At 72.5% G+C, this 23,536-nt stretch carries 14 protein-coding genes; 12 read left to right on the forward strand and 2 right to left on the reverse strand.

Translation table 11 applies throughout. The features are described from left to right. Positions 1-59: 59 nt before the first annotated feature. From ACGFNU_RS35945 to ACGFNU_RS35965, 5 genes are all read left to right on the forward strand, one after another. Entirely contained in the window at positions 60-5,540 is a 5,481-nt protein-coding gene (locus tag ACGFNU_RS35945; protein WP_392601029.1) for a biotin carboxylase N-terminal domain-containing protein, read from the forward strand. Positions 5,541-5,757: 217 nt separating this feature from the next. Beyond that, positions 5,758-6,942, forward strand: coding sequence for a Scr1 family TA system antitoxin-like transcriptional regulator (locus ACGFNU_RS35950; RefSeq protein ID WP_392601030.1), 1,185 nt, complete (start codon positions 5,758-5,760; stop codon positions 6,940-6,942). 138 nt (positions 6,943-7,080) lie between these two features. Beyond that, positions 7,081-8,922: a LuxR C-terminal-related transcriptional regulator gene (locus ACGFNU_RS35955; RefSeq protein ID WP_392601031.1), complete on the forward strand. Its 1,842-nt coding sequence runs from the start codon at positions 7,081-7,083 to the stop codon at positions 8,920-8,922. Then, positions 8,919-11,528 carry a LuxR C-terminal-related transcriptional regulator gene (locus ACGFNU_RS35960; protein WP_392601032.1) on the forward strand — a complete coding sequence of 870 codons (2,610 nt, stop codon included), beginning with the start codon at positions 8,919-8,921 and terminating at the stop codon, positions 11,526-11,528. The genes ACGFNU_RS35955 and ACGFNU_RS35960 overlap by 4 nt, the downstream gene beginning before the upstream one ends. Further along, complete coding sequence (locus ACGFNU_RS35965) at positions 11,521-12,168, forward strand: TetR/AcrR family transcriptional regulator (protein ID WP_392601033.1); 648 nt, start codon at positions 11,521-11,523, stop codon at positions 12,166-12,168. Before ACGFNU_RS35960 ends, ACGFNU_RS35965 begins: the two co-directional genes overlap by 8 nt. Positions 12,169-12,220: 52 nt before the next feature. Here the strand turns inward: ACGFNU_RS35965 and ACGFNU_RS35970 are convergent, their stop codons facing one another. Together ACGFNU_RS35970 and ACGFNU_RS35975 are read right to left on the reverse strand one after the other, a co-directional pair. Continuing rightward, positions 12,221-13,714 (reverse strand): MFS transporter, encoded by a 1,494-nt coding sequence (locus tag ACGFNU_RS35970; protein WP_392601034.1) that lies wholly within the window; start codon positions 13,712-13,714, stop codon positions 12,221-12,223. 124 nt (positions 13,715-13,838) lie between these two features. Continuing rightward, positions 13,839-14,705 (reverse strand): helix-turn-helix domain-containing protein, encoded by an 867-nt coding sequence (locus ACGFNU_RS35975; protein WP_392601206.1) that lies wholly within the window; start codon positions 14,703-14,705, stop codon positions 13,839-13,841. A gap of 188 nt (positions 14,706-14,893) precedes the next feature. On the opposite strand from ACGFNU_RS35975, the gene ACGFNU_RS35980 reads away from it, so the two are divergent. The 7 genes from ACGFNU_RS35980 to ACGFNU_RS36010 all read left to right on the forward strand — a co-directional run bounded on the left by ACGFNU_RS35980 (position 14,894) and on the right by ACGFNU_RS36010 (position 23,444). Further along, positions 14,894-16,090 carry a sensor histidine kinase gene (locus ACGFNU_RS35980; protein ID WP_392601035.1) on the forward strand — a complete coding sequence of 399 codons (1,197 nt, stop codon included), beginning with the start codon at positions 14,894-14,896 and terminating at the stop codon, positions 16,088-16,090. Beyond that, entirely contained in the window at positions 16,083-17,228 is a 1,146-nt protein-coding gene (locus tag ACGFNU_RS35985; protein ID WP_392601036.1) for a hypothetical protein, read from the forward strand. Before ACGFNU_RS35980 ends, ACGFNU_RS35985 begins: the two co-directional genes overlap by 8 nt. Beyond that, on the forward strand, positions 17,213-17,860 hold the full coding sequence (locus tag ACGFNU_RS35990) for a response regulator (RefSeq protein ID WP_392601037.1): 648 nt from the start codon (positions 17,213-17,215) through the stop codon (positions 17,858-17,860). Before ACGFNU_RS35985 ends, ACGFNU_RS35990 begins: the two co-directional genes overlap by 16 nt. An 84-nt stretch (positions 17,861-17,944) precedes the next feature. Further along, positions 17,945-19,009 (forward strand): sigma-70 family RNA polymerase sigma factor, encoded by a 1,065-nt coding sequence (locus ACGFNU_RS35995; RefSeq protein WP_392601038.1) that lies wholly within the window; start codon positions 17,945-17,947, stop codon positions 19,007-19,009. Between the two features lie 86 nt (positions 19,010-19,095). Next, complete coding sequence (locus ACGFNU_RS36000; RefSeq protein ID WP_392601039.1) at positions 19,096-20,508, forward strand: MFS transporter; 1,413 nt, start codon at positions 19,096-19,098, stop codon at positions 20,506-20,508. 151 nt (positions 20,509-20,659) lie between these two features. Further along, complete coding sequence (locus tag ACGFNU_RS36005) at positions 20,660-22,333, forward strand: hypothetical protein (protein ID WP_392601040.1); 1,674 nt, start codon at positions 20,660-20,662, stop codon at positions 22,331-22,333. 124 nt (positions 22,334-22,457) lie between these two features. After that, positions 22,458-23,444, forward strand: a complete 987-nt coding sequence (locus ACGFNU_RS36010) for a helix-turn-helix domain-containing protein (protein ID WP_392601041.1) — start codon at positions 22,458-22,460, stop codon at positions 23,442-23,444. Positions 23,445-23,536: the final 92 nt, after the last annotated feature.

A 23,536-nucleotide genomic window follows, 5' to 3' on the forward strand; every position in this document is an offset into this window, starting at 1 on the left:
GGCGACGGCCCGGGAGCCGGGCGTCGCGGTCCGCACGGGGTAGTCGGGAGGCTCAGCCGGTGTTCAGTCGTGTCGCCATCGTCAATCGTGGTGAGGCCGCCATGCGGCTCATCCACGCCGTCCGTGATCTCTCGGCGGAGACCGGGGCGCGGATCGAGACGGTCGCCCTCTACACCGACGCCGACCGCGGCGCGACGTTCGTCCGGGAGGCCGACGTCGCCTACTCGCTGGGCCCCGCGTCGGCCCGCCCCTACCTCGACCACGCCGTGCTGGAGCGCGCGCTGACCGAGACCGGCGCCGACGCCGCCTGGGTCGGCTGGGGCTTCGTCGCCGAGGACCCGGCGTTCGCCGAGCTGTGCGACAAGATCGGCGTCACCTTCGTCGGGCCGAGCGCCGAGGCGATGCGCCGGCTCGGCGACAAGATCGGCGCCAAGCTGATCGCCGAGGAGGTCGGCGTTCCGGTCGCGCCGTGGAGCCGCGGCGAGGTCGCCACCCTGGACGACGCGCTGCGCGCCGGTGCGGAGATCGGCTACCCGCTGATGCTCAAGGCGACCGCGGGCGGCGGCGGGCGCGGCATCCGCATGGTCGCCTCGCACGAGGACCTGACCGACGCCTACGAGCGCACCAGCCAGGAGGCGCTGCGCGCGTTCGGCTCCGGCGTGGTCTTCCTGGAGCGCCTGGTCACCGGCGCCCGGCACGTCGAGGTCCAGGTCATCTCCGACGGGGAGGCCGCGTGGGCGCTGGGCGTCCGCGACTGCTCGGTGCAGCGCCGCAACCAGAAGATCATCGAGGAGTCCGCGTCCCCGGTCCTGGGGCCCGAGCAGGCCGCCGAGCTGAAGACGTCGGCCGAGCGCCTCGCCGTGGCCGTCGGCTACCGCGGCGCCTGCACCGTCGAGTTCCTCTACCACCCCGGCGAGAAGCTGTTCGCGTTCCTCGAGGTCAACACGCGGCTGCAGGTCGAGCACCCGATCACCGAGATCACCACCGGCACCGACCTGGTCCGGCTGCAGTTGCACGTGGCGAACGGCGGCCGGCTCGAAGGGCTCCAGCCCGCGGAGGCCGGCCACGCCATCGAGGCCCGGCTCAACGCCGAGGACCCCGACCGCGACTTCGCGCCCGCTCCCGGCCGCATCGCGCGCCTGGTGCTGCCCGCCGGGCCCGGCATCCGCGTCGACACCGGCGTCAGCGAGGGCGACACCATCCCGGCCGACTTCGACTCGATGATCGCGAAGATCATCGCCTATGGCCGCGACCGCGAGCAGGCGCTGGGCCGGCTGCGCCGCGCGATGGCCGACACCACGGTGATCATCGAGGGCGGCGCGACCAACAAGAGCTTCGTGCTCGACCTGCTCGACCAGCCCGAGGTGATCGACGCGAGCGCCGACACCGGCTGGATCGACCGCGTCCGCGCCGAGGGCCGCCTGGTCGCCCACCGGCACTCCGCCGTCGCCCTGGCCGCGGCCGCGATCGAGGCGTACCAGGACGAGGAGGAGATCAGCCGGCAGCGGCTGCTGGCCACCGCGCACGGCGGGCGTCCGCAGGTGCAGCACGACCCGGGCCGCCCGCTCGACCTCAAGCTGCGCGGCGTCGGCTACCGGGTGAGCGTGGCCCGGGTCGGGCCGAGCCGCTTCCGCGTCGGCGTCTCCGGTGGCGGCGACGCGCACCCGGCGGACGTCGAGGTGGAACGGTTCGACGCGCACAGCGGCCAGATCGTGGTCAACGGCCGCCGGTTCCGGCTGGTGTCGGCCACGCACGGACCGGTCCACCTGGTCGAGGTCGACGGCGTCACGCACCGGATCAGCCGCGACGAGGGCGGGGTCGTCCGCTCGCCCGCGCCCGCGCTGGTGGTCGCGACGCCGGTGGCGCCCGGCGACGAGGTCGAGGCCGGCGCCCCGATCCTGGTGCTGGAGAGCATGAAGATGGAGACGGTGCTGCGCGCGCCGTTCCGCGCCCGCGTCCGGGAGTGCCCGGTGTCGGTGGGCGGCCAGGTCGAGACCGGCGCGCCGCTGATGCGGCTGGAGCCGCTGGCCGACGAGGACGAGGCGGAGGCAGAGTCCGCCGCCGAGGCCGTCCCGATCGACCTGCCCGAGGCGCCCGCGGCGGCGTCCGCGGCCGAACGCGCCGAACGCTGCCTGCGTGACCTGCGCGGCCTGCTGCTCGGCTTCGACGCCGACCCGGACCACCGCCGGCGGGTCCTGGCGGACTACGTGACCGCGCGCGCCGAGCTGGCCGGACGGCCGCTCCAAGGCGAGCTCGACCTGCTCGACGTGTTCGCCGACCTGTCCGAGCTCAGCCGCAACAAGCCGGGCGGCGAGCTCGACGCCGAGCCGGGCAGCCCGGTGCACAGCCCGCGCGAGTTCTTCCACAGCTATCTGCAGAGCCTCGACGTCGAGCGCGCCGGAGTCACCGAGGCATTCCAGGCCGGCCTCACCAAGGTCTTCGCCCACTACGGCGTCGACGGCCTCGACCGCACGCCGGAGCTGGAGGCCGCGGTCTTCCGGATCTTCCTGGCCCAGCAGCAGATGGGCGCCGGCGTCGCGATCGTGTCGGAGGTGCTGCGCCAGTGGCTGGTCGGGGTGCCGCCGTTCGAGGAGTTCGGTGAGCGCGCCGGGCCCGCCCTCGAGCACCTGATCGAGGCCACGCAGGTGCGGTTCCCCTCGGTGGCCGACCTGGCCCGAGGTGTCGTGTTCCGCTGGTTCACCCAGCCCGTGATGCGCCGCAACCGCGCCAAGGTCTACCTGTCGGTGCGCGAAGACCTGCGCTACCTCGACCGCAACCCGGACGCGCCCGACCGCGCCGAGCGCATCCAGGCCATGGTGGCCAGCTCCGAGCCGCTGGTCCGGCTCATCGGCCAGCGGATCGGCCGGCTCGGCCGCGACCACGCGCCGCTCCTGGAAGTGCTGACCCGGCGCTACTACGGCAACCGCTGGCTGACGGACGTCACCGCGCGGGAGACCGCGGGCTGCCCGTTCGTCACCGCCGAGCACACCGGCTCGGGCGAGGTGAGACGCGTCGTCACGACCGGCGTCGACATCGCCGCGCTGCCCGACGCCATCGGCGCCGTCGTCGCGTTCGCCGACGGCGTCCCCGACCGCGGGCTCGTCGCCGACCTCTACATCACGTGGGAAGACCAGCCTGACGCCGACGAGATGGCGGTACGGCTCGGGCGGCTCCTCGCCGAGCAGCCGCTGCCCGCGGGCGTCCGCCGGATCACCGCCACCGTCACCGCCGCCAGCGGCGCCGTGATGCACCACCACTTCACCTTCCGGCCCGACGGCGAAGGCTTCGCCGAGGACCGGCTGATCCGCGGCCTGCACCCGCAGATCGCGCAGCGCCTCCAGCTGCAGCGGCTGCGCGACTTCGACCTCACCCGGCTGCCGTCCGCGGACGAGGAGATCTACCTGTTCAAGGCCGTCGCGAAGAGCAACCCGGCCGACGAGCGGCTCATCGCGCTCGGCCAGGTCCGCGACCTGACGCCGGTGCGCGAGGCCGACGGCAGGCTGGTCGCGCTGCCCGTGGCCGAGGACGTGTTCACCGGGTGCCTGGACGCGATCCGCAACATCCAGGCGCAGCGGCCGCAGAACAAGCGGTTCGACACCAACCGGATCATGATGTACGTCTGGCCGCCGACCGACCTCACCGTCGACGAGCTCAAGGCCCTGATCCAGCGCCTGCTGCCGACCATCGCCGGCGCGGGCCTGGAGGAGGTCCAGTTCGTCGCCCGCCGGCGCACCCCCGCCGGCGCGCTGACCGAGATCGCGGTACGGATCACCCAGGAGCCGGGCCACGGCCCGCGCATGCACATCGCCGGGCCGTCGACCGAGCCGGTGCGGCCCCTGGACGACTACCGGCAGAAGGTGCTGCGCGCCGCCCGGCGCGGCAACATCTACCCGTACGAGCTGACGGGCCTGCTCGCCGGGCCGGGCGGCGGCTTCGTCGAGCACGACCTCGACGATGACGGCGTCCTCGTCCCGGTGGACCGGCCGAGGGGGAAGAACTCCGCGGCGATCGTGGCGGGCGTCGTCACGACCCTGACCGAGCGGCATCCCGAAGGCGTCACCCGCGTCGTGCTGCTGGGCGACCCGACCAAGGCGCTGGGCGCGCTGTCCGAGCCGGAGTGCTCCAGGGTGATCGCCGCGCTCGACCTGGCCGAGCGGATGAGGGTCCCCCTCGAATGGTTCGCCCTCTCCGCGGGCGCCCGGATCTCGATGAGCTCGGGCACCGAGAACATGGACTGGGTCGCGGCCGCCCTCAAGCGGATCGTCACGTTCACCCAGAACGGCGGCGAGATCAACATCGTCGTCGCCGGGATCAACGTCGGCGCCCAGCCGTACTGGAACGCCGAGGCGACGATGCTCATGCACACCAAGGGCATCCTCGTGATGACGCCCGACTCGGCGATGGTGCTCACCGGCAAGCAGTCGCTCGACTTCTCCGGCGGCGTGTCGGCCGAGGACAACTTCGGCATCGGCGGCTACGACCGCGTCATGGGGCCGAACGGCCAGGCGCAGTACTGGGCGCCCAGCCTGCCCGCCGCCCGCGACGTCCTCATGGCGCACTACGACCACACCTACGTCGTCCCCGGGGAAACGGCCCCGCGGAAGGCCGCCACGGCCGACCCGGCCGACCGCGACGTCTCGGACTTCCCGCACGCGATCGCCGGCAGCGACTTCAGTACCGTCGGCGAGATCTTCTCCGCGGAGCACAACCCGGACCGCAAGAAGCCGTTCGACATCCGCACGGTGATGCGCGCCCTGTCCGACCAGGACCACCCCGTCCTCGAACGCTGGGCGGGCATGGCCGACGCCGAGACCTCCGCCGTGCAGGACGTGCACATCGGCGGATGGCCGGTCTGCCTGATCGGCATCGAGTCGCGCTCGGTCCCGCGGCGCGGCTTCCCGCCCACCGACGGCCCGGACACCTACACCGCCGGCACGCTCTTCCCGCGCTCCTCCAAGAAGACGGCCCGCGCGATCAACGCCGCGTCCGGCAACCGTCCCCTCGTCGTCCTCGCGAACCTCTCCGGCTTCGACGGCTCACCGGAGTCGATGCGCAAGCTGCAGCTGGAGTACGGCGCCGAGATCGGCCGGGCGATCGTCAACTTCGAGGGCCCGATCGTGTTCTGCGTCATCTCCCGCTACCACGGCGGCGCGTTCGTGGTCTTCTCCAAGGCGCTCAACCCGAACATGACCGTGCTGGCCCTCGAAGGCTCGTTCGCCTCGGTGCTCGGCGGCGCCCCGGCGGCCGCGGTGGTGTTCTCCGGCGAGGTGAACAACCGCACCGCGACCGACCCGCGGGTGACCGAACTGCAGGCCCAGGTGTCGGGCACGAGCGGCGCCGAACGAGCCGCACTGAACGCTCAGCTCGCCGAAGTGCAGTCGTCCGTCCGCGCCGAGAAGCTGGGCGAGGTCGCCACCGAGTTCGACCGCGTCCACAGCATCCAGCGCGCGGTCGAGGTCGGCTCGGTGGACGCCATCATCAGCGCCGCCGAACTGCGCCCCCGCATCATCAAGGCCATCGAACAAGCCCTGAACCCCTGACACTCCACGGCGGAGAGCGGCTCTGAACACGCTCTCCGGCCGAAGCTGATCATCTCGCCCGGGCCGCTCATACCGGCCTGGGCGATTCGTCCGCCAGACGGCGTGCACATGCATTTGGACGTGCATTCGGCCTTGCATTTGCACGGTCGCTTGCTGGATGATACAACCCGAGTCTGCAGAGGCCGCCTGCTTCGCCACCCGCCAGGGGAGCCGGGACATGGACATGTCGCCCGCCATGCATCGCACGATCGTGTGTATCGACGTGGAGGGCTTCGGAGACCGGCGCCGGAGGAACTTCGACCAGGGCGCGGTGAGGGCCGCCATGTATCAGGCGCTGACGGATGCCTGCGCCGGGTCGGGAGTGTCCTGGCGGGAGTGCTATCACGAAGATCGCGGCGATGGCGTCCTGGTCCTGGTCTCGCCCGAAGTGCCCAAGAGCTACTTAGTGACCTCGTTCCCCCAGAAGCTGGCCATGGCCTTGGCCGCGCACAACCGGAAGTGCACCCCGCAGACCCGGATCCGGCTGCGGCTGGCGGTGCACGCCGGCGAGGTGCACTACGACCGGTACGGTGTGGTCGGCAATGCGATCAACTTGACCTTCCGGCTGCTGGAGACCCCTCAGCTCAAGGCCGGCCTGGCCGATTCCCCCACGGCCGTGGCGTTGATCAGTTCACGATGGTTCTTCGAAGAGGTCATCCAGCACACCCCGGCGGCCGGGGCCGAGCGCTACCACCCGGTTCAGGTGCTGGTGAAGGAGACCCGGACCGACGCGTGGATGCGTCTCATCGATCATGGAGACTCTCGGGACGAGCTCCCCGGCGCCGCCTGGAACGATCTTCTGTCCGCCAAAGCGAAGCTGTGCCTGGAGCTGGAGGGGGCCGCCCGGCTCATTCGCGGCTATGAGCTCCATGCCGTCCCGGAGCTTCTGCAGACCGCGGACTATGCCCGTGCCACCTTGCGGTTCGAATACCCGGGCGTTTCCCGTGACGGCATCACCAGGCGAGTCGATCTCCTGATGCGACGGCAGCGGATCCTGCACGGATCCGAACCCTGCCGGCTGTGGGTCGTGATCGACGAAGGGGCGCTGAGGCGACGGTGCAGCAGTGCCGTCATGCGGCAGCAACTCGCATATCTCATCGAGATGAGCCGGCTGCGGCACATCACCATCCAGATCATGCCGTTGAGCGCGGGCGTCGCCGCGGGGGGCGCTCTCACCCTCCTGCGCTTTCCCGCGCCCGAGACAGCGGACGCCGTGTATCTCGAGACGCTCTCACGCGGGCTCTACCTCGACAGGCCGGCCGACGTCGAGCACTACCAGCAGGTCATGTACCGCCTCTGCGTCCTGGCCGCGCAGCCCGACGACACGACGGCGTTCCTCCACCGGATCATGCGAGAGATCTGACCGGCCGACGAGCAACCCGTGTGAGCGGCGTGCCCCAAAAAATAATCGATCGATTAGTATTTGGGTGTGGGCGGGAAGGCGCAGGGGCGAGCGGCGGATGTCGCGTCGTTGCCACGCCCGGTCCGGACCCTTGCCGTGGTGGCGGCCGCTGATGACACCGGCAGGACGTCCGTCATCGCGGACGCGGCGAGAGCCATGGGCCTTCCCGGCGATGCTTTGGACCTTGCCGAACGGACGGGTGTCCTCGACGTCGGCGCGGCCGTTCGTTTCCGTCAGCCGCTGCTTCGCGCCGCCGCCTATCGGGGTGCGCCGCCGGAGGTGCGGAAGGCCGCGCATCGTGCGCTGGCCAGGGTGTTCGCGCGCGAGAGTGACGTCCGGCGGCAGGCGGCGCACCTGGCGGCGTCGCACGCCACGGATGCGGAGATGGCCGCCGAACTGGAGGCGACCGCCGCGCGCCTCCGCGACCTGGGCCGTCACGCTGCCGCTGCGGAGGCCTGCGAGCGCGCGGCGTCGTTCGGTGATACCGGCGGGCGGCTTGTGGCGGCTGCGGAGGCCGCGTTGGCCGCAGGGAAGCCCCGCAGCGCACGCTTGCTCGCAGCGCGGGCGGTGACGGCCGATGCCGCCGTGCGGCTCCGGGCCGCCGCCGTGCGCGGCCGCGCGGAGTACGAGGTCGGGTCCGCGAGCCTCGCGGCACGCCTTTTGACGGCCGCCGGTATGCCGGTGGACGCGGCTGACGCCGCTCGCACTTGCGGTGATCTCAAGGCGCTGCGTGAGGCGGGCCGGGCGCTTGCCGACGGGGCTCTGGAAAGTGGTGATCTCGTCGTTGTCCGGGCGTGGACGGCGGCTGCCGAAGGCGACACCGCGACTGGCCTGCGGCTGCTGTGTGACGTTGCGGGGTGGCGTCCCGACCGCTGTCCGCCGCGATTGCGTCCGTACGTCGCAGACGCGGCTTTGCTCGTCGGAGACGACGAGGCGGCGGTGGACGTGGCGGCGCTGCACGTCCTGGAACTGCGCGGGCGGGGCTTGACGGGTCTGCTGGCCCGCGTGCTGCCGCTGCTCGCGCGGGCGCAGCTCATGCGGGGCGCGCACAGGGAGGCGCGTGCCCTGATCGGCGAGGGACGTCACCTCGCGCGCCGGGCGGGCTCGCGCCGCCTGCTCGCGCGCTTGGACGCCCTCGACGCCCGCCTCGCCGCCACCCGGGGCGACTTCGATCGAGCCCGCGCCCTGGCCGTTCCGGCGGTCGGGGACGACGTGCCGGCGCGTTCGTGGGCCGTTGAGGCGCTTGTGCTCCTCGATCTGATCAGTGGCACGCCTGAGCGGGTCTTCGGGCGGCGCGACCTGCCCGTCGAGAGCCTGCCCGACGTGGTGGCGGCGGCCGTCGCCGCGGGGACGCCTGGTGAGGGGCAGGGGCCTGCCGACGCGTTCGCTGAGTTCGCGGAGGCGTGCGGGAAGCCCTGGGCGCAGGCCGTGGCGTCCCGTTGCCGGGCGCTGCTGGCCCCGGACGGGGAGGCGGGCGAGCATTTCGAACGCGCCGTCCGGCTGCATCGAAAGGGCGGCCGGCCCTTCGAACGAGCCCGGACCGACCTGCTCTACGGCCGGTGGCTGCGCGGCGAGCGGCGCCGGGACGAGGCGCAGGTTCGGCTGCGCAGCGCGGTGGAACTGTTCGAGCACCTGGACGCCGAGCCGTGGGCCGAGCGGGCCCGCGCAGAGTTGCGGGCCGCCGGTTCCGGCGAGCCCGCGGCCGCGTCCGGCGGGGACCGGCTCGGCCGGCTCTCCCCGCACGAGCTCCAGGTCGTCCGGCTGGCCGCGGCCGGCGCCTCCAACCGGGAGATCGGCGCCCGGCTCTCGGTGAGCCACCGCACGGTCGGCTACCACCTGAACAAGGCGTTCCCGAAGCTGGGCGTCGCGTCCCGGCTGGAACTGGCACGGTTCGTCCTCGACGAGCCCGCGGCCCGGATGCCGGAAGGCAGGGCGTCATGACGGCTCCGGTCTTGTACGGGCGGAACGGGTGCCTGGCGGAGATCCGTACGCTGGTCGACCGGGCCCGCCTCGGCCTCGGCGGGACGCTGGTCGTCCGCGGCGAGGCGGGGATCGGCAAGTCCGTCCTGCTTGAGCGCGCCGCCCGCTTCGCTGCGGATGGCCGCGTATTGCGCGTGCGGGGCGTCGCGTCCGAGACGGACCCTCCGCCGGACGACCGCCCTTCTGTTGGTGTGGCGTCGTTGCTCGCCGGTCTGCCCGAAGCCGGGCCGTTGCTCTGCCTGGTCGACGACGCGCAGTGGCTGGACCAGGCCTCCACGGACGCGCTGGCGGACGCCGCGCGGCGACTCGGCGGCGAACGGATCGCGCTGGTGCTGGCGGCTGACGGGGACGCTTCTCCGTTCCCGTCCGCCGAGTGGCGCCTGGCCCCGCTTGGAAGGGCCGACGCCGAGGCTCTGCTGGACGAGCGAGCCGGCGGGTTGCCGCCTGACGTCCGCGCCCGCGTTCTCGGCCAGGCGGCCGGCAACCCCCTCGCGCTGCTCGAACTGGCCGCCGCTTTCGAACGACTCGGCGCACACACGGTCACGCCCGGCCAGGAACGAGACGTGCCTTTCCGATGGGCCTTCCAGGATCGTCTCCAGCGGCTCCCCGAGCCCGCGCGCGAGGCTCTGACGGTCGTCGCCGCGGACGACACCGGCGATCTCGGCACGGTGCTGCGTGCCCTGGAGGCCCTCGGGCATCGTCGGCCGGTTCTCGCATCCGCCGAGCGGGACGGGTTGCTGGCGATCACCGGCGCGTCCATCGGCTTCCGGCATCCCCTCGCCCGTTCCGCAGCCTACGGCGCGGCTCCGCTGGCGTCCCGGCTCGCGGCCCACCGGGCGCTCGCCGAGACCGCGGGCGGGTTCGAGCAGAGATCCCGGCATCTGGCGGCCGGCGTTCTCGGCCCCGACGAGGCCACTGCGCAGTCGCTCGAGAATACCGGCGACGAGGCCCGGCGGCACGGTGACCTGGAGGCCGCAGCGAACGCTTACGAGCGGGCCGCGCGGCTCACGCCTCCCCAAGCAAACGGGGAAGGGCGGCGGCTCGTGGCGGCGGCGCGCGCCTGGGCGGGGCTCGGCCGGCTCGACCGGGCCGAGGCCGCCGCCACCCGGGCCGCGGGCCGCACCGGCGATCCCCGTGACCTGGCGGCCGTCGCCGAGGTGCGGGCCGCCGTCGAACGCGAGCGCGGGTCACCGCGGCTCGCCGGGACGATCCTGCTGGACGGCGCGCGCCGCGCCGGGGACGCCGTGCTCGTCTCCCGGCTGCTCGGTGACGCCGTCCTCGGAGCCGGCTACGGCGCCGACCACGACGCGCTGCTCGCCGCGGCCGCCGTGCTGGACGAAGAGCGCCATCTCGACGCGGCGTTCGCCGGACGCGCCCGATGGGTCCGCGCCCTCGCCGGGTTCTACGCCGCCGACTCTGGCACGGCCGTCCCGGAGCTGCGCGCCGGGCTGGCCGCCCCCGGCGCGATGGACGAACCGCCCGCGATCAAGGTGACGATGGTGTTCGCCGCGCACGCGATCGGCGACGACGCGGTCGGGGCCCGGCTCGCGGCGCGGCTCCTGGAGGACTGCCGGGGACATGACTCCGCCGTCCTCCTGCCCGACGCGATGCAGATGGTGGTGCTGTCCCGGCTCGTCCAAGGCGACCACACGGGCGCCCGCAGGCTCGCCGGCGAGGCGCTGGAGGCGGCCGGTGGCTCTCGTGCGGCCCACCGTGCCGGGTATCTGACCGGGTTGCTCGCCTGGCTGGCCGCCGCCGAGGGTGATGGGGACCGCGTCGCCGCGCTCGCGGAGAAGATCGGCTGGGCCACGACGAGCGGCAGCCGGCCCGTGGAGGGATGGGTGACGGCCGCGTGGGCGTTGCTGGAGCTCGGCCGCGGCCGGCCCCAGGCCGCCCTCGACCGGCTCAGGGCACTCCAGGAGGGACCTGCCTCGCACGTCCTGCCCGCCGTGTTCGCGTTGCCCGACCATGTGGAGGCCGCCGTTCGCGCGGGCCACCGGGAGCTGGCCGTTCCGGCGGCCGAGAGGTTCACCGAGTTCGCGGAGCACACCGGGCAGCCCTGGGCGCAGGCCGTGGCGTTGCGATGCCGCGCCCTGCTCGCCACAGGCGAGGACGCGGGCCGTGCCTATGAAACCGCGGTGAGCACGCACCCCTCGGACCGCCGTCCGTTCGAGCGGGCCAGGACAGAGCTGCTGTACGGCGAGTGGCTGCGCAGGCGGCGACGCCGCGGCGAGGCCCGGTCCCACCTGCGGGCGGCCGCGGCCGTCTTCGCGGAGAGGGGCGCTCTGCCGTGGGCCGGGCGAGCGCGCGGCGAGCTGGACGCGACGGGCGAGCGGACGGCCCGGTCAGGCCCCGGCGGCCCGTCCGGGCGGCTCACCTCGCAGGAGCTCCAGGTCGTGCGGCTCGCCGCGACCGGCGCGTCCAACCGGGAGATCGCCGTCCGGCTGTCCTTGAGCCCCCACACCGTCGGCTACCACCTGTACAAGGCGTTCCCCAAGCTCGGCGTCACGTCACGGATCCAGCTGCGGCGCCTCGACCTGCCGGAGACCTGGAGTGCCGATGGCTGAGCCGAACACCGACCCGCCGCGGCGCCGTGGACGGCCGCCGAAGAGCGAGGCGGGCGACACCAAGGCCGCTCTGGAACGCGCAGCGCTCGACCTGTTCGCCAAGCACGGCTACGCGGGAACGTCCATCCGGGCGGTCGCGCGTGCCGTCGGGCTCAGCGAGAGCGTGCTGTACGCGCACTTCCCCAGCAAGCGGGCCTTGTTCGAGGCCGCGCTCGCCCGGCTGGGACCGCACGGCGCCGCGATCGTCATGGACGACCTGTCCCCGGCGCCCGTCGCGAACGATCCCGCCGGTTATGTCCGCGCCCTGATCACGCAGCTGATGGAGCTGTGGGACACCGCCGACGCGCGCCTGTTCATGAGCCTCATGGCCCGGGACGGCATGGCGCACGACCCGTCCGTGACCGGCGCCATCGAGGGCTCGGTCCACCGGCTCGCCGAGGTGATCGAGGGCTGGGAGGCCGGCGGGCACGTCCGTGCGGGGCTCGGCACCGCGGACGAGCTCGCCTACGCGCTGCTCGCCCCCGTCGGCCAGTCGCGCTTCCTCTGGCTGCACAACGACGCCACGCCTGAGCAGCGCCGGGCCGCCGTGGACCGGGCGCTGCGTCACGCCGAGTTCTTCATCCGCACGGTTCTGCGCTGACCGCAGGCCTCCGCTCGCGCCGCCTCGACGCGGCGCGAGCGGACGGCCGCGGTCAGCCCGCGTGGACGGGGAGGTGCATCTCGTCGGCCGCTCCGGGCGCCGGACGCGGGGTGTTCATCACCAGAAGAATGATCACACCGGCCGTGCAGACGATCGCGGCGGCCCAGCCGAAGCCGGTCGCGAAGCCGTCCGCCAGGCCCTCGCGCAGGACGGCCGGGCTCTGGGGGCGGCCCGCCAGGTGGTCGGCGGTCGCGCTGGTCGCCACGGTGTTGAGCAGCGCCGTGCCGATCGAGCCGCCGATCTGCTGCATGGTGTTCACGGTGGCCGACGCCGCGCCGGCCTCCGCCTCGCCGACCCCGTGCGTGGCGTAGCTCATCGCCGGCGGCATCACCAGCCCCATGCCGAAGCCGAGCAGGCACATCGCGGGCAGCAGCGTCCCGGCGTACGAGCTGCCGGCGTCGAGCACCGTCAGCCAGCCCAGCGCGCCGGACGCGATGAGCAGGCCGGGACCCATGAGCGCGCGCGGCGGCGCCTTCGGCAGCAGGCGCGTGGCCACGCCGCCCGCGCCGACGAGGACCGCCGCCGTCATCGGCAGGAACGCGCACCCGGCCTTCAACGCCGAGTACCCCATCACGATCTGCATGTGGTACGTCAGGAACAGGAACGTCGCGAACATGCCGATGATCCCGAGGCCGACGGCGAGGAACGCGCCGCCCCGCGTCCGGCTGAGCACCACCCCGGGCGGCAGCAACGGACGCGAGACCCGCGTCTCCACCACGGCGAAGACGGCGAGCAGCACGACCCCCGCCGAGAGCAGGCCGAGGACGGTGCCGGAGTCCCAGCCGTCCTCCTCCGCGATGCTGCACCCGTAGACCACGGCGAGCAGGCCGAGGACGGCGACGACCACGCCGGGCAGGTCGAACCGGGCGCGCTCCTTCGTGCGCTCGCCGGCGGGCATGAGGGGCAGGCCGAGCGCCGCGACGCCCGCGATGGCCACGTTGACGTACATGCACCAGCGCCAGTCGAGGTACTCGGTGAGCAGGCCGCCGAGGATCAGGCCGATCGCCCCGCCGCCCGCCGCGATGGCGCCGAAGATGCCGAACGCCTTCGCGCGCTCGTCGGTGCGGCTGAAGTTGACCGTGAGCAGCGACAGCGCCGCCGGCGCGAGCAGCGCGGCGAAGACGCCCTGCAGCGCGCGGGCCGCCAGCAGCGTGCCGAAGCCGGGCGCCGCCCCGCCGAGCGCCGAGGCGAGCGCGAACCCCGCCAGCCCGATCGCGAACGACCGGCGCCGCCCCGTGTAGTCGGCGATCCGCCCGCCGAGCAGCAGCAGGCTGCCGAACGCCAGGGTGTAGGCGGTGACGACCCACTGCCGGTCACCGTCGGAGATGTCCAGATCCTGCTGGGCCGAGGGCAGCGCGATGTTCACGATGGTGATGTCGAGGACGATCATCAGCTGGGCCAGGCAGATGAACACCAGCGCCACCCAGCGGCGGCGGTCCGGCCCGGCGTCGGCCGGCGGCACGGCCGGGTTTCCGTTGGACGACATGGCGAAGCCTTTCTCGAAGAGTTGTCCTCTCCGGAGTCTTCGCCGGGGTGGCATCGCGCCGAATCCCGCACTCGACCAGTGATGAGATTTCGGGATCGGCGTACCGGGCCCATGACATCGCGCGCTACTCGGCGTCAAGATGCAGCTTCCGATAGTCAGTGGGGCAGCGGCCCATTACCTTGCGGAACAGCCGCCCGAAGTGCGCCGCGTCGGTGAATCCCCAGCGCGACGCGATGGCGCAAACGGAGAGTTCGGCCAGCCGGGGGTCGGCGAGGTCGCGGCGGCAGCGTTCGAGGCGATGATGGCGAATCCACGCGGCGACGCTGAGTTCGCCCTTTGCCTGAAAGAGTTTGTGCAGATGCCGGGTGGAAATGTGGTGCGCGGCGGCGATGGCGCCGGGAGTCAGCGCCGGATCGGCGAGATGCCGCTCGATGAACTCCCGGATGCCGGCCAGGAGTTCCTCCTGATGGGCGACCAGTGGCCGGGCGTCGTCGGCCAGCTGGTGCGCGCACGTCGTCGCGATCAGATCGAGCGTGACCCGGCCCAGGCTGGCCGCCTCCGACGGGCGATAGGCGTGCGCGTTGCGGACGAGTTCGTCGAGGTAGCGCGACAGCACCGCGCCCATGCCCTGCCGCCCGTTGAACGGGACCGCGAGCAGTCCCGATATCGACGGAACGAGGGCCTGCAACGGCGCTCTGGGGATTTTCACGAGGATGAGCCGGGAGACCTCGGTGGCCGCGACGTGCCGCATCCGCGGTGGCCGGCCGCTGTCGCAGAGAACGAAGTCACCGGCGCCGAAGGAGTTGTCGTACCTGCCTTGAGAGGCCCTTCCCGAGCCGCCGCAAGACAGATGGAGGAGCACGACTTCCGGATCGCACCGTCTGATCAGCCGCTTTGCGCGATCCGCCTCAATCGACGGGCCGGCCATCGAGGAAACAACTACGGTTCCGAGGTTCAGCACTTCAGCCGGGGTACGGAACATGACCTCCATCACCTGCAATGCGCACCTCCATCGCGAATCAAGTCCGAGTTTTGCAACTGGTGATCGGGCCTGTCATGACCCACAATTGAGTGTCAGCCGTACGGGGGTCTTGACATCCGGCCCCCGGATTAGCGAGGACGGAGAACCGGTATCGCCGTGCCATGCCGCATTCGCGCGCACGACCTCCGACGTGATCGATGACCGAAGCGAGCCGCCGCTGGACCTCGACGGACCCGGCCGGCCCTTCCGGCTACGCGCTGGCGCGCACCGTGCTCCGATTCGCGATCGCGCTGCGCTGCGGCGGGGTCGCGGCGGCCTGCGTCGCCGCCGCCGTCGGTGACGGCACCGGGATCTCCCGCGGCTGGCAGGTGGCCGTGCTGGGCGGGCTGGCGGCGTGGGCGGCGTTCTTCAGCGTGGTCGCCGTCCGCCGCGGGCTGGGGCTGCCGCTGATCACCGCCGACACCGCGCTGGTGGCGCTGGCGATGCTCGTCCAGGACCGCATCGTTCCCGGCTCGATGGTCGTCGACGAGACCACCTGGGCGATCATGCTGGCCAGCACCGCCATCTACGTGGCGCAGCTCGCGCTGCGCCCGGTCGTGGCGCTGCCGTACGCGGCGGTCGTCATCGCCGCCTACCTGACCGGTGTCCAGGAGTCGACCAGCCAGGTCCGCGTCCTGTTCGTCCAGGCCGCGGTGGTGAGCGCGATGATGTGGCTGATGCGCCGCGGCGGGCGGCGCGCCGACGCCATCGTCGCGGCCCGCGACCGCGAGCGGCGGCGGGCCATGCTGGAGGCGGCCCGCCGGGTGGACGAGCGCCACCACCGGTTGCAGATGCACGACTCGGTGCTCGCGCCGCTCACGATGATCGCGTCGGGGGCCCTTCAGGCCGGCTCGCCGGGCCTGCGCGAGGGCGCGCGCCAGGCGCTCCAGGTCATGGAGGAGTTCTCCCCGTCGCCGCCGGCCGCCGGCGCACCGGTGGCCGACCTGGTCGAACGACTGGAGGGACTGATCGCCCAGCTGCGGCCGGCGCTGTCGTGCGATCTCACCGTCGCCGGGGAACGCGTCGCCGGGGAACGCGGATCCGGTGAGCCGCGCATCGAGGTCCCCGAACCCGTCGCCTCGGCGATCGGCGACGCGGTCCGGGAGGCCCTGCGCAACGTCGCGGCGCACGCCGGTGTGCCGGACGCGTCGGTGGGCGTGGAGCCGTGCGGCGACACCGTCCGGGTGGAGGTGGCCGACCGCGGCCGCGGGTTCGACCCTTCCCGCGTCCCCGCCGCGCGGCGCGGCATCAGAAACTCGATCGTGGAACGCATGGCGATGGCCGGTGGGATCGCCACCGTCCGGTCCCGCCCGGACGAGGGGACCGTGGTCACCCTGCGGTGGACCCGTGGCTGACCGCGTGGCCGGCCCGGTGGCCGGCAGCGCGCCCGCCGGCCCGTTCGCCGTGCGCTTCAACCGGGCCTTCGACATCGCCACGGTGACCGCGGTCGCCCTGTGGCAGGTCGTCTCCGTCGGCACGGCGGTCCTGGCCTACTACGACCGGTACCGGTCCCCGGCGGCGGCGGTGGCCGTCTGGGCCGCCGAACTGCTGATCATCGTGTGCGGCGCGGTGCTCCTCCTGCGCAGGAGGTGGAGTCCCGCGCTGACCTGGTCGCTGGCCGCGCTGGACCTCGCCACCGGGGTCGCGATGGCCGTCAACTGCCCCGGCCCCGAGCAGCTGAGGATCAACTGGGCGTGGACGTCGGTCGGGCTGATCGGCGTCCTGCTCCTGCTGCACCGGCCGGTCCGCGAAGTAGTGTCGCTGCTGGCCCTCAACGCGGGAATCATCGTCGTGGCGCTGACGGCCGAGGGAGAGCTGGACCGGCAGGCCGTCGCCGGCTTCATCACCCTGCTGTACGCGTCGGCCAGCATTCAGCTGGCCCTCATCGCCGGCGCGCGGGTGTTCCGGTTCAGCGGCGGCATGGCCGCCGAGGCGGCGGCCGAACGCTGGGAGATGGCGACGCGCGAGACCGTCATCGCCGAGGTCGCGGCGGCCCGGCAGGACCGCTACCTGGAGGTGCGCATGCTGATCGCCGGGGTGCTGCGAGGCCTGTCCGACGGCACCGCCGATCCCGCCGACCCGGCCGTCCGGCACCGGTGCGCCACGGCGGAGGCCATGCTGCGGCAGCTGCTGACCGAACGCGACGACGTCCCCGACCCGCTACTGCGCCTCCTGCGGACCAGCATCGACGAGGCCATGCGCCGCGGCGCCGTCGTCGACCTCGCCCAGGTCGGCGAGGTGCCACCGATGAGCGAGGAGGTCGCCGCGGCGATCGCCGAGGTCCCGCTGGCCGTGCTGACCGGCGTCCGCGAGAACGCGCGCGTCACCGTGGTGTCCGGCACGACGGGCCAGGTCAGCGTCTCGGTGCTCGTCGACGGCGACGCCCTCGTGCCCGCGGCGGCCCGTTCGAGCGGGCGGGCGGCGGGCGTCAACGTCACCAGCGACCGCGATGGAGACCTGCTGTGGGTGGAGGCCGCATGGGACGGACCGTGACCATCGCCGTCATCGACGACCAGGACGTCGTGCTCTCCGGCGTCCAGAACTGGATCGCCGAGGATCCCGGCCGCCGGGTCGAGATCGTGCATGTCGGCACGGATCTCGACGAGCTCGGCACCGGGCCGGCGGCGACGGCCGACGTGCTGGTCATCGACCTGCGCATCGAGGGCGAGATGGTCTTCGACCGCATCGCGGCGCTCGCGCGGGCCGGTCGCCGGATCGTCGTGTTCTCCCAGTACGCCGAGCACCACGTCGTCCACCGCGCCGTGACGGCCGGGGCCCGCGCCTACATCTCCAAGGAGGCCGGCGAGGGGCGACGGCACCTGATCGAGGCCATCCTGGCGGTGGCCGGCGGCGAGACCTACACCACCCCCTCGCAGGCCGGGGCGATGCTCGCCGCCACCGGTCACGACCGGCCGAGCTTCTCCGAGCAGGAACTGCGCAGCATGCGGCTGTGGCTGGGCGGCCTCACCCGCGCCGCGGTGGCCCGCCAGATGGGGATCAGCGAGCACACCGTCAAGCAGTACCTCGACCGGGCCCGGGACAAGTACGCCAAGGCGGGACGCGAGGCGCCGACCCGGATCGCCCTCTACCGCGAGGCCCTGCGCGACGGCATCGTCGACGACTGAGCCTCGCGCCGCGCCGGGCGACCACTTTCCAGTGCCGGCGGTGTCTATCCAAGTGAGAGACGCCACCAGGAGGAAGGAGCCGGCATGCGAGGAATCCCGCCGGCAAGGGAGACCGATGCCCGCGGCAACGCTCGGCGTCCGGCCGAAGAACTGCTGGCGCTGGCGCGGGCCGGCGACGGCGAGGCGTTCCGCGGGCTGGTGGAGCCGTACCGGCGTGAGCTCCAGGTGCACTGCTACCGCATTCTCGGCTCGGTGCAGGACGCCGAGGACCTGGTGCAGGAGACGCTGCTGGCGGCATGGCGCGGGATCGGCGACTTCGAGGAACGCGCGGCGGTACGGACATGGCTCTACCGGATCGCGACCAATCGCTGCCTGAACGCGCTCCGGGCCGGCGCACGCCGTCCGCACGAGTACGCGGGGTACCGGCCGGAGGTCCCGTTGCCCGAGCCATCGCATCGCAGAGCGGAACCGAGCTGGCTGGAGCCGTACCCCGACGTGCTGCTCGACGACATCGTCGACGAGATGCCCGGACCGGAGGCGCGGTACGAGGCCAGGGAGTCGGTGTCGCTTGCGTTCTTGGCGGCGTTGCAACAATTGCCGCCGAGGCAACGGGCCGTCTTGGTATTGAGGGACGTGCTGGGATTCCGGGCCGCCGAGGTCGCGGCCATTCTCGACACGACCGAGAACGCGGTGACCAGCGCGCTGAAACGGGCGCGGGGCACGCTGGCGGACGAGCTGCCGGAGCGGGACGGCGCCCCGCTGCCGGACTCGCCGCGAGAACGCCGGATCGTGGACGATTTCGCCCGCGCGTTCCAGGCGGGGGACGTCGACGCGGTCGTGGCGCTGCTGACGGACGACGCGTGGCTGACGATGCCGCCGCTGCCGCTGGAATACCAGGGCCCGGAGGCCATCCGGCATTTCCTGGTGACGGTCGCGCTCCGCGGCGGCCGCCGGTATGTGCTGATTCCGACGCGGGCGAACGGCCAGCCGGCGTTCGGCTGCTATGTGCGCGATCCGCGGAGTTCCCTCCTGCACGCGCACGGCGTGATCGTGCTGACCCTGGCCGGCGACCGGGTCACCGCGGTGACGCGGTTCCTGGACAACTCGCTGCTGGCGGTGTTCGGCCTGCCGCGCTCGCTCCGCGACTGAACTCCGCGACTGAACTCCGCGATCGAGCCAGCCGGTTTCCACCAATTTTGAGTCGAAGGGGAAACGTGAGTACTGACGATGGGCGAATGACGTCCAAGCAGGCATGGGTGTTGGGCCTCGCCTCGTTGGCGTCGTTCATGATGGCTCTGGACAGCCTGGTCGTGACGACGGCACTGAGCACGATCCGGCAGGACCTGACGGCATCGCTCGAATCACTTGAATGGACGGTCAATTCCTACAATCTGACGTTCGCGGTATTGCTGCTGACCGGTGCGGCATTGGGCGACCGGTTCGGACGCCGGCGAATGTTCGTCGGCGGGCTGGCAATCTTCACCCTCGCGTCGGTGGCTTGCGCCCTGTCCCCGAACATCGGCACGCTGATCGCGTCCCGGGCGTTGCAGGGCGCCGGCGCCGCGATGGTGCTCCCGCTGTCGCTCACCCTGATCAGCGCGATGTTCCCGCCCCGGCAGCGCGGCAAGGCGATGGGGCTGTACCTGGGCCTCACCGGGCTGGCGACGTTCAGCGGGCCGTTCGTCGGCGGCGCCATCGCCGAGGGGCTGGCCTGGCAGTGGATCTTCTGGATCAACCTGCCGCTCGGCCTGATCGCGATCGTGCTCACGACGCGGCGCGTGGCCGAGAGCGCCGGCCCGAACACCCGGTTCGACCTGGGCGGGGTGGTGCTGGTGACCCTGGGCGCGTTCGGCATCGTCTGGGGCTTGGTGCGTGGAAATCCGGCCGGCTGGAGCAGCGCCGAAGTGGTGGGCGCGCTGGTGCTCGGCGCCGTGCTCGTGATCGCGTTCGTGCTCTGGGAACGGCGCGCGAAGGCGCCGATGCTGCCGATGCGGTTCTTCCGGCTGAGGGCGTTCGCCACGGCCAACCCGGCGAACTTCTTCGTCTTCGCCTCCCTCTACGGGACGCTGTTCTTCATCGCGCAGTACTTCCAGACCGTGCTGGGCGAGGGGCCGCTCGGCGCCGGCCTGCGGCTGATGCCGTGGACCGCGACGCTGATGGTGTGCGCGCCGATCGCCGGCGCGCTGGCCGACAGGTACGGCGACCGGACGTTCGTGGTCGGCGGGCTACTGCTCCAGACCCTCGGAATGGGCTGGATCGCCCTGGTCGCCGGGACCGGCACGGGCTACGTCGAGCTGCTCCCCCCGATGATCGTCAGCGGGGTCGGGCTGACCATGGCCATGCCCGCGGCGCAGAAGTCGGTGGTCGGAGCGGTGCAGCCGCGGGAGATCGGCCAGGCGTCCGGCGCCTTCATGATGCTGCGGATCTTCGGCGGGGTGTTCGGCACCGCGGTCACGGTCGCCGTCTTCGCCGCCGCCGGGGGCTACTCCTCGCCCGCGGAGTTCAGCGACGGCTTCACGGCCGCGATGAAGGCGGTCACCGCACTCGCGTTCATCGGCGTGCTCGCCGCCCTGGGCATGCCCGCCAGACGGCCCGCGATGGTCGCACCGCAACCGGTCGGCGCCGCACCTCAAAGCGTCAGGAACTGATGACAGGCGCGAACGCCGACGCGTCGAGTCGGCGTTCGCGCCTTTCGGCGGGAAGGGCGGGCTCTGGCCGTTCCGGACTCTCGAAGAACGGCGTAGATCTATGATCGCTGGGACGCGGCGTCGGGCGCGTCGCGTTCCAGGGGGCTGAGTCGTGCGTCGTTTCTCTTTGCTCGTCGTGGTCTTCTCGATGTGCCTTTTCGGCGTCAGCGCGGTGCGGACGGCGGAGGGCGCGGCCGGTGGCGCGGATCCGCTGGTGTGGGGCCGCCACAAGGTCGTGAGCGAGACCTACGACCTGGGTGACCGGGCGTTCAAGCTTCCGGGCGGTCTCGGGCGCGCCGAGCTGGCGGGTGTCGTTCATCATCCGCGCGGCCCGCGGGGCAAGAGGTTTCCGATGGTCGTCTTCTTGCACGGGCTCTACGACACGTGCACAGGCGGCGGCGATGCGGGAACGAGCTGGCCGTGCCCGCGGGGGAGCCGTGCGATCCCCAGCTATCGGGGCTTCGATTACATCGGGCGCCGCCTCGCCAGTCACGGTTACGTGGTGGTGTCGATCAGCGCCAACGGCATCAACGCCCCCGACCATGGCGGTCCTTCGCGGGAGGGCATGAACGCGCGAGGGCTTCTCGTCCAGAAGCACCTCGATCTGTGGAAGCAGTGGTCGGCCAAGGGCGGGAAGCCGTTCGGCAAGCGGTTCCTCGGGGCGATCGACTTCATGCGGGTCGGGACCATGGGCCATTCGCGCGGTGGCGAGGGCGTCGTCCGCCACTACGAGATCAACGCCGCGCGCGGCAGGCCGTACGGGGTGCGGGCGGTCCTGCCGCTGGACCCGAGCGACTTCTTCCGGCCGGTCGCCACGGGGACCGCGATGGCGGTGGTGCTGGCGCGCTGCGGCGGCAAGGGCATCGGCGTCGAGTACTACGACGACGCGCGGTACCGGCTCGCCGGTGACCGCGGCGCCAAGCACACGGTCACCGTCATGGGCGCCAACCACAACTACTTCAACACCGTCTGGACCCAGGACGACTGGCGAGGGGACCGGCGGTCGGCATGCCACCCGAGCCGGCCGACGCGGCTCACCGCGGCGCAGCAGCGCAACGTGGGCATCGCCTACGTCGCCGGGTTCTTCCGCAGCCATCTCGGCGGCGAGCGGGCCCTGGCGCCGATGTGGCGAGGCGAGACCGTCCCGCGGTCGATCGCGCCCGCCAAGGTCCTCGTGAGCCGGCTGGCGCCGAGCCGACGTGACGTCAACCGCCTGCGAGGCGCCGCCGACCTGCGTCGCAACGCCCTCGGCGGCAAGGTCACCACGATCGGGGCGGCCTCGGTGAAGCTGTGCGGGGGGCCGCGGCGTCTCACCTGCCTGCGCCGGCCCGGCGCCTCGGCGACCGAGCCGCACCAGGGGACCGCGGACGCGCCGGGCCCCGGGCTGAGCGTGCTGAAGATCTCGTGGTCGGGCAAGGCCTCGTACACGAACGCGATTCCCGCCCGGCACGGGAACGTCCGCCGCTTCCGGGCGATCGTCCTCCGCGGCGCGCTGGACTTCACCGACCCGGGCAATCCACGCGGGCGCCCCCAGAACGTGCGGATCAAGCTGACCGACGCCCGGGGCCGCACCGCGTCCGCCGCGACCGTCCGCCACTCCGCCGCGCTCGGCTTTCCACCACCGGTCGGCGCCGATGAGGAAACACCCTTCCTCCTCAACCAGGTGAGAGTGCCCTTGTCGGCCTTCCGGGGCGTGGACCTGCGCAACGTACGCGGTGTCTCCCTCGACTTCGGGACGACCACGAAGGGTTCGATCGGCATCACCGATCTGGCGTTCACCGAGTGAGGCGTCCCTGCCTTCGAGACACACTTCCCACGATTCGGGTCATGCTCCGATTCTCGGCGGCGAGACGCCGGGAGCCCGCTGGTAAGTTCCGGTTCCTCGGGGCGACGAGCTGAGGAGAGTGCTCGTGCAGGTGAGCACCGACGGAGTACCGGCCGGCGAGCGATTCGACTTCTGGAACGACGTGAGCGCGCGAACGTGGGTGCCCTACGAGCTGCGCTGCGCGCCACCGCTGAGAGACGGTTTCCAGGCCCACCTCAGCGTGCGGGAGCTCGGCTCGGTGCAGGTGACGCTGATGACGACCACACCGTACGAGATCCACCGCACCGGCGAGCTCATCCGGCGGTCCGACCCGGGGCTGTGGAAACTGGGCGTCGCCGTGAGCGGCGCGGGCACCGCGGCGCAGGACGACCGGCACACCGAGTTCGCGGTCGGCGACCTGATGCTCTACGACACGTCCCGCCCGTACTCCGCCGCGCTGGCGGCCGGCACCAGGACGAGCCGGCTGCTCGTCCTGCGCTTCGCGCCCGCCCTGCTGCCGCTGCCGCCCCGGGCCCTCGCGGAGCTGACCGCGACGCGCATCCCCGGCACCCACGGCGTCGGCGCGCTGACCTCGCAGTTCCTGCTGCGGCTCGCCCGGCACATCGACGAGTACAGCGCCGCCGACGCGGCCAGGCTGTCGACCCTCTCGCTGGACCTGCTGGCCGCGGCGTTAGCCCACGAGCTGGACGCCGAGGGATCGATGCCGGAGCGGACCCGGCACCGGGCGCTGCTCGCGCGGATCGACGCCTTCATCCAGCGGAATCTCGGTGATCCACAGCTGACACCGGGTGCGATCGCGGCGGCGCACAACGTCTCGCTGCGCTATCTGCACAAGCTGTTCCACGACCAGGACCGCACGGTCGCCGGCTGCATCCGCGAACGCCGCCTGGAGCAGTGCCGGCACGACCTGGCCGACCCGCTGCTGGCCACCCGCCCGATCGGAGCGGTCGCGGCGCGATGGGGATTCACCAGCCCGGCACACTTCAGCCAGGCCTTTCGCAGAACCTACGGCCTCTCCCCACGCCAGTTCAGAGAACAGCACACCGAACGAGCCACGGCGCACGGCCGCTGAGGCCCCCTGCGCCGAAGCCGCTCAGCCGCACGTCGCCGGCCGGGGTGATCAGCACGTTCGCGGGCGTGATCGCACGGTGCAGGAGGCCTTGC

It is taken from the genome of Spirillospora sp. NPDC048911 (assembly GCF_043198015.1).
Classification (GTDB): Bacteria; Actinomycetota; Actinomycetes; order Streptosporangiales; family Streptosporangiaceae; genus Spirillospora.

What these genes read in the sequence shown, in the direction of transcription:
- ACGFNU_RS35950 (WP_392601030.1), top strand. Translation starts at nt 5,758, where the DNA reads ATGGACATGTCGCCCGCCATGCATCGCACGATCGTGTGTATCGACGTG.
- ACGFNU_RS35960 (WP_392601032.1), top strand. Translation starts at nt 8,919, where the DNA reads ATGACGGCTCCGGTCTTGTACGGGCGGAACGGGTGCCTGGCGGAGATC.
- ACGFNU_RS35965 (WP_392601033.1), top strand. Translation starts at nt 11,521, where the DNA reads ATGGCTGAGCCGAACACCGACCCGCCGCGGCGCCGTGGACGGCCGCCG.
- ACGFNU_RS35970 (WP_392601034.1), bottom strand. Translation starts at nt 13,714, where the DNA reads ATGTCGTCCAACGGAAACCCGGCCGTGCCGCCGGCCGACGCCGGGCCG.
- ACGFNU_RS35975 (WP_392601206.1), bottom strand. Translation starts at nt 14,705, where the DNA reads ATGGAGGTCATGTTCCGTACCCCGGCTGAAGTGCTGAACCTCGGAACC.
- ACGFNU_RS35980 (WP_392601035.1), top strand. Translation starts at nt 14,894, where the DNA reads ATGACCGAAGCGAGCCGCCGCTGGACCTCGACGGACCCGGCCGGCCCT.
- ACGFNU_RS35990 (WP_392601037.1), top strand. Translation starts at nt 17,213, where the DNA reads ATGGGACGGACCGTGACCATCGCCGTCATCGACGACCAGGACGTCGTG.
- ACGFNU_RS35995 (WP_392601038.1), top strand. Translation starts at nt 17,945, where the DNA reads ATGCGAGGAATCCCGCCGGCAAGGGAGACCGATGCCCGCGGCAACGCT.
- ACGFNU_RS36000 (WP_392601039.1), top strand. Translation starts at nt 19,096, where the DNA reads ATGACGTCCAAGCAGGCATGGGTGTTGGGCCTCGCCTCGTTGGCGTCG.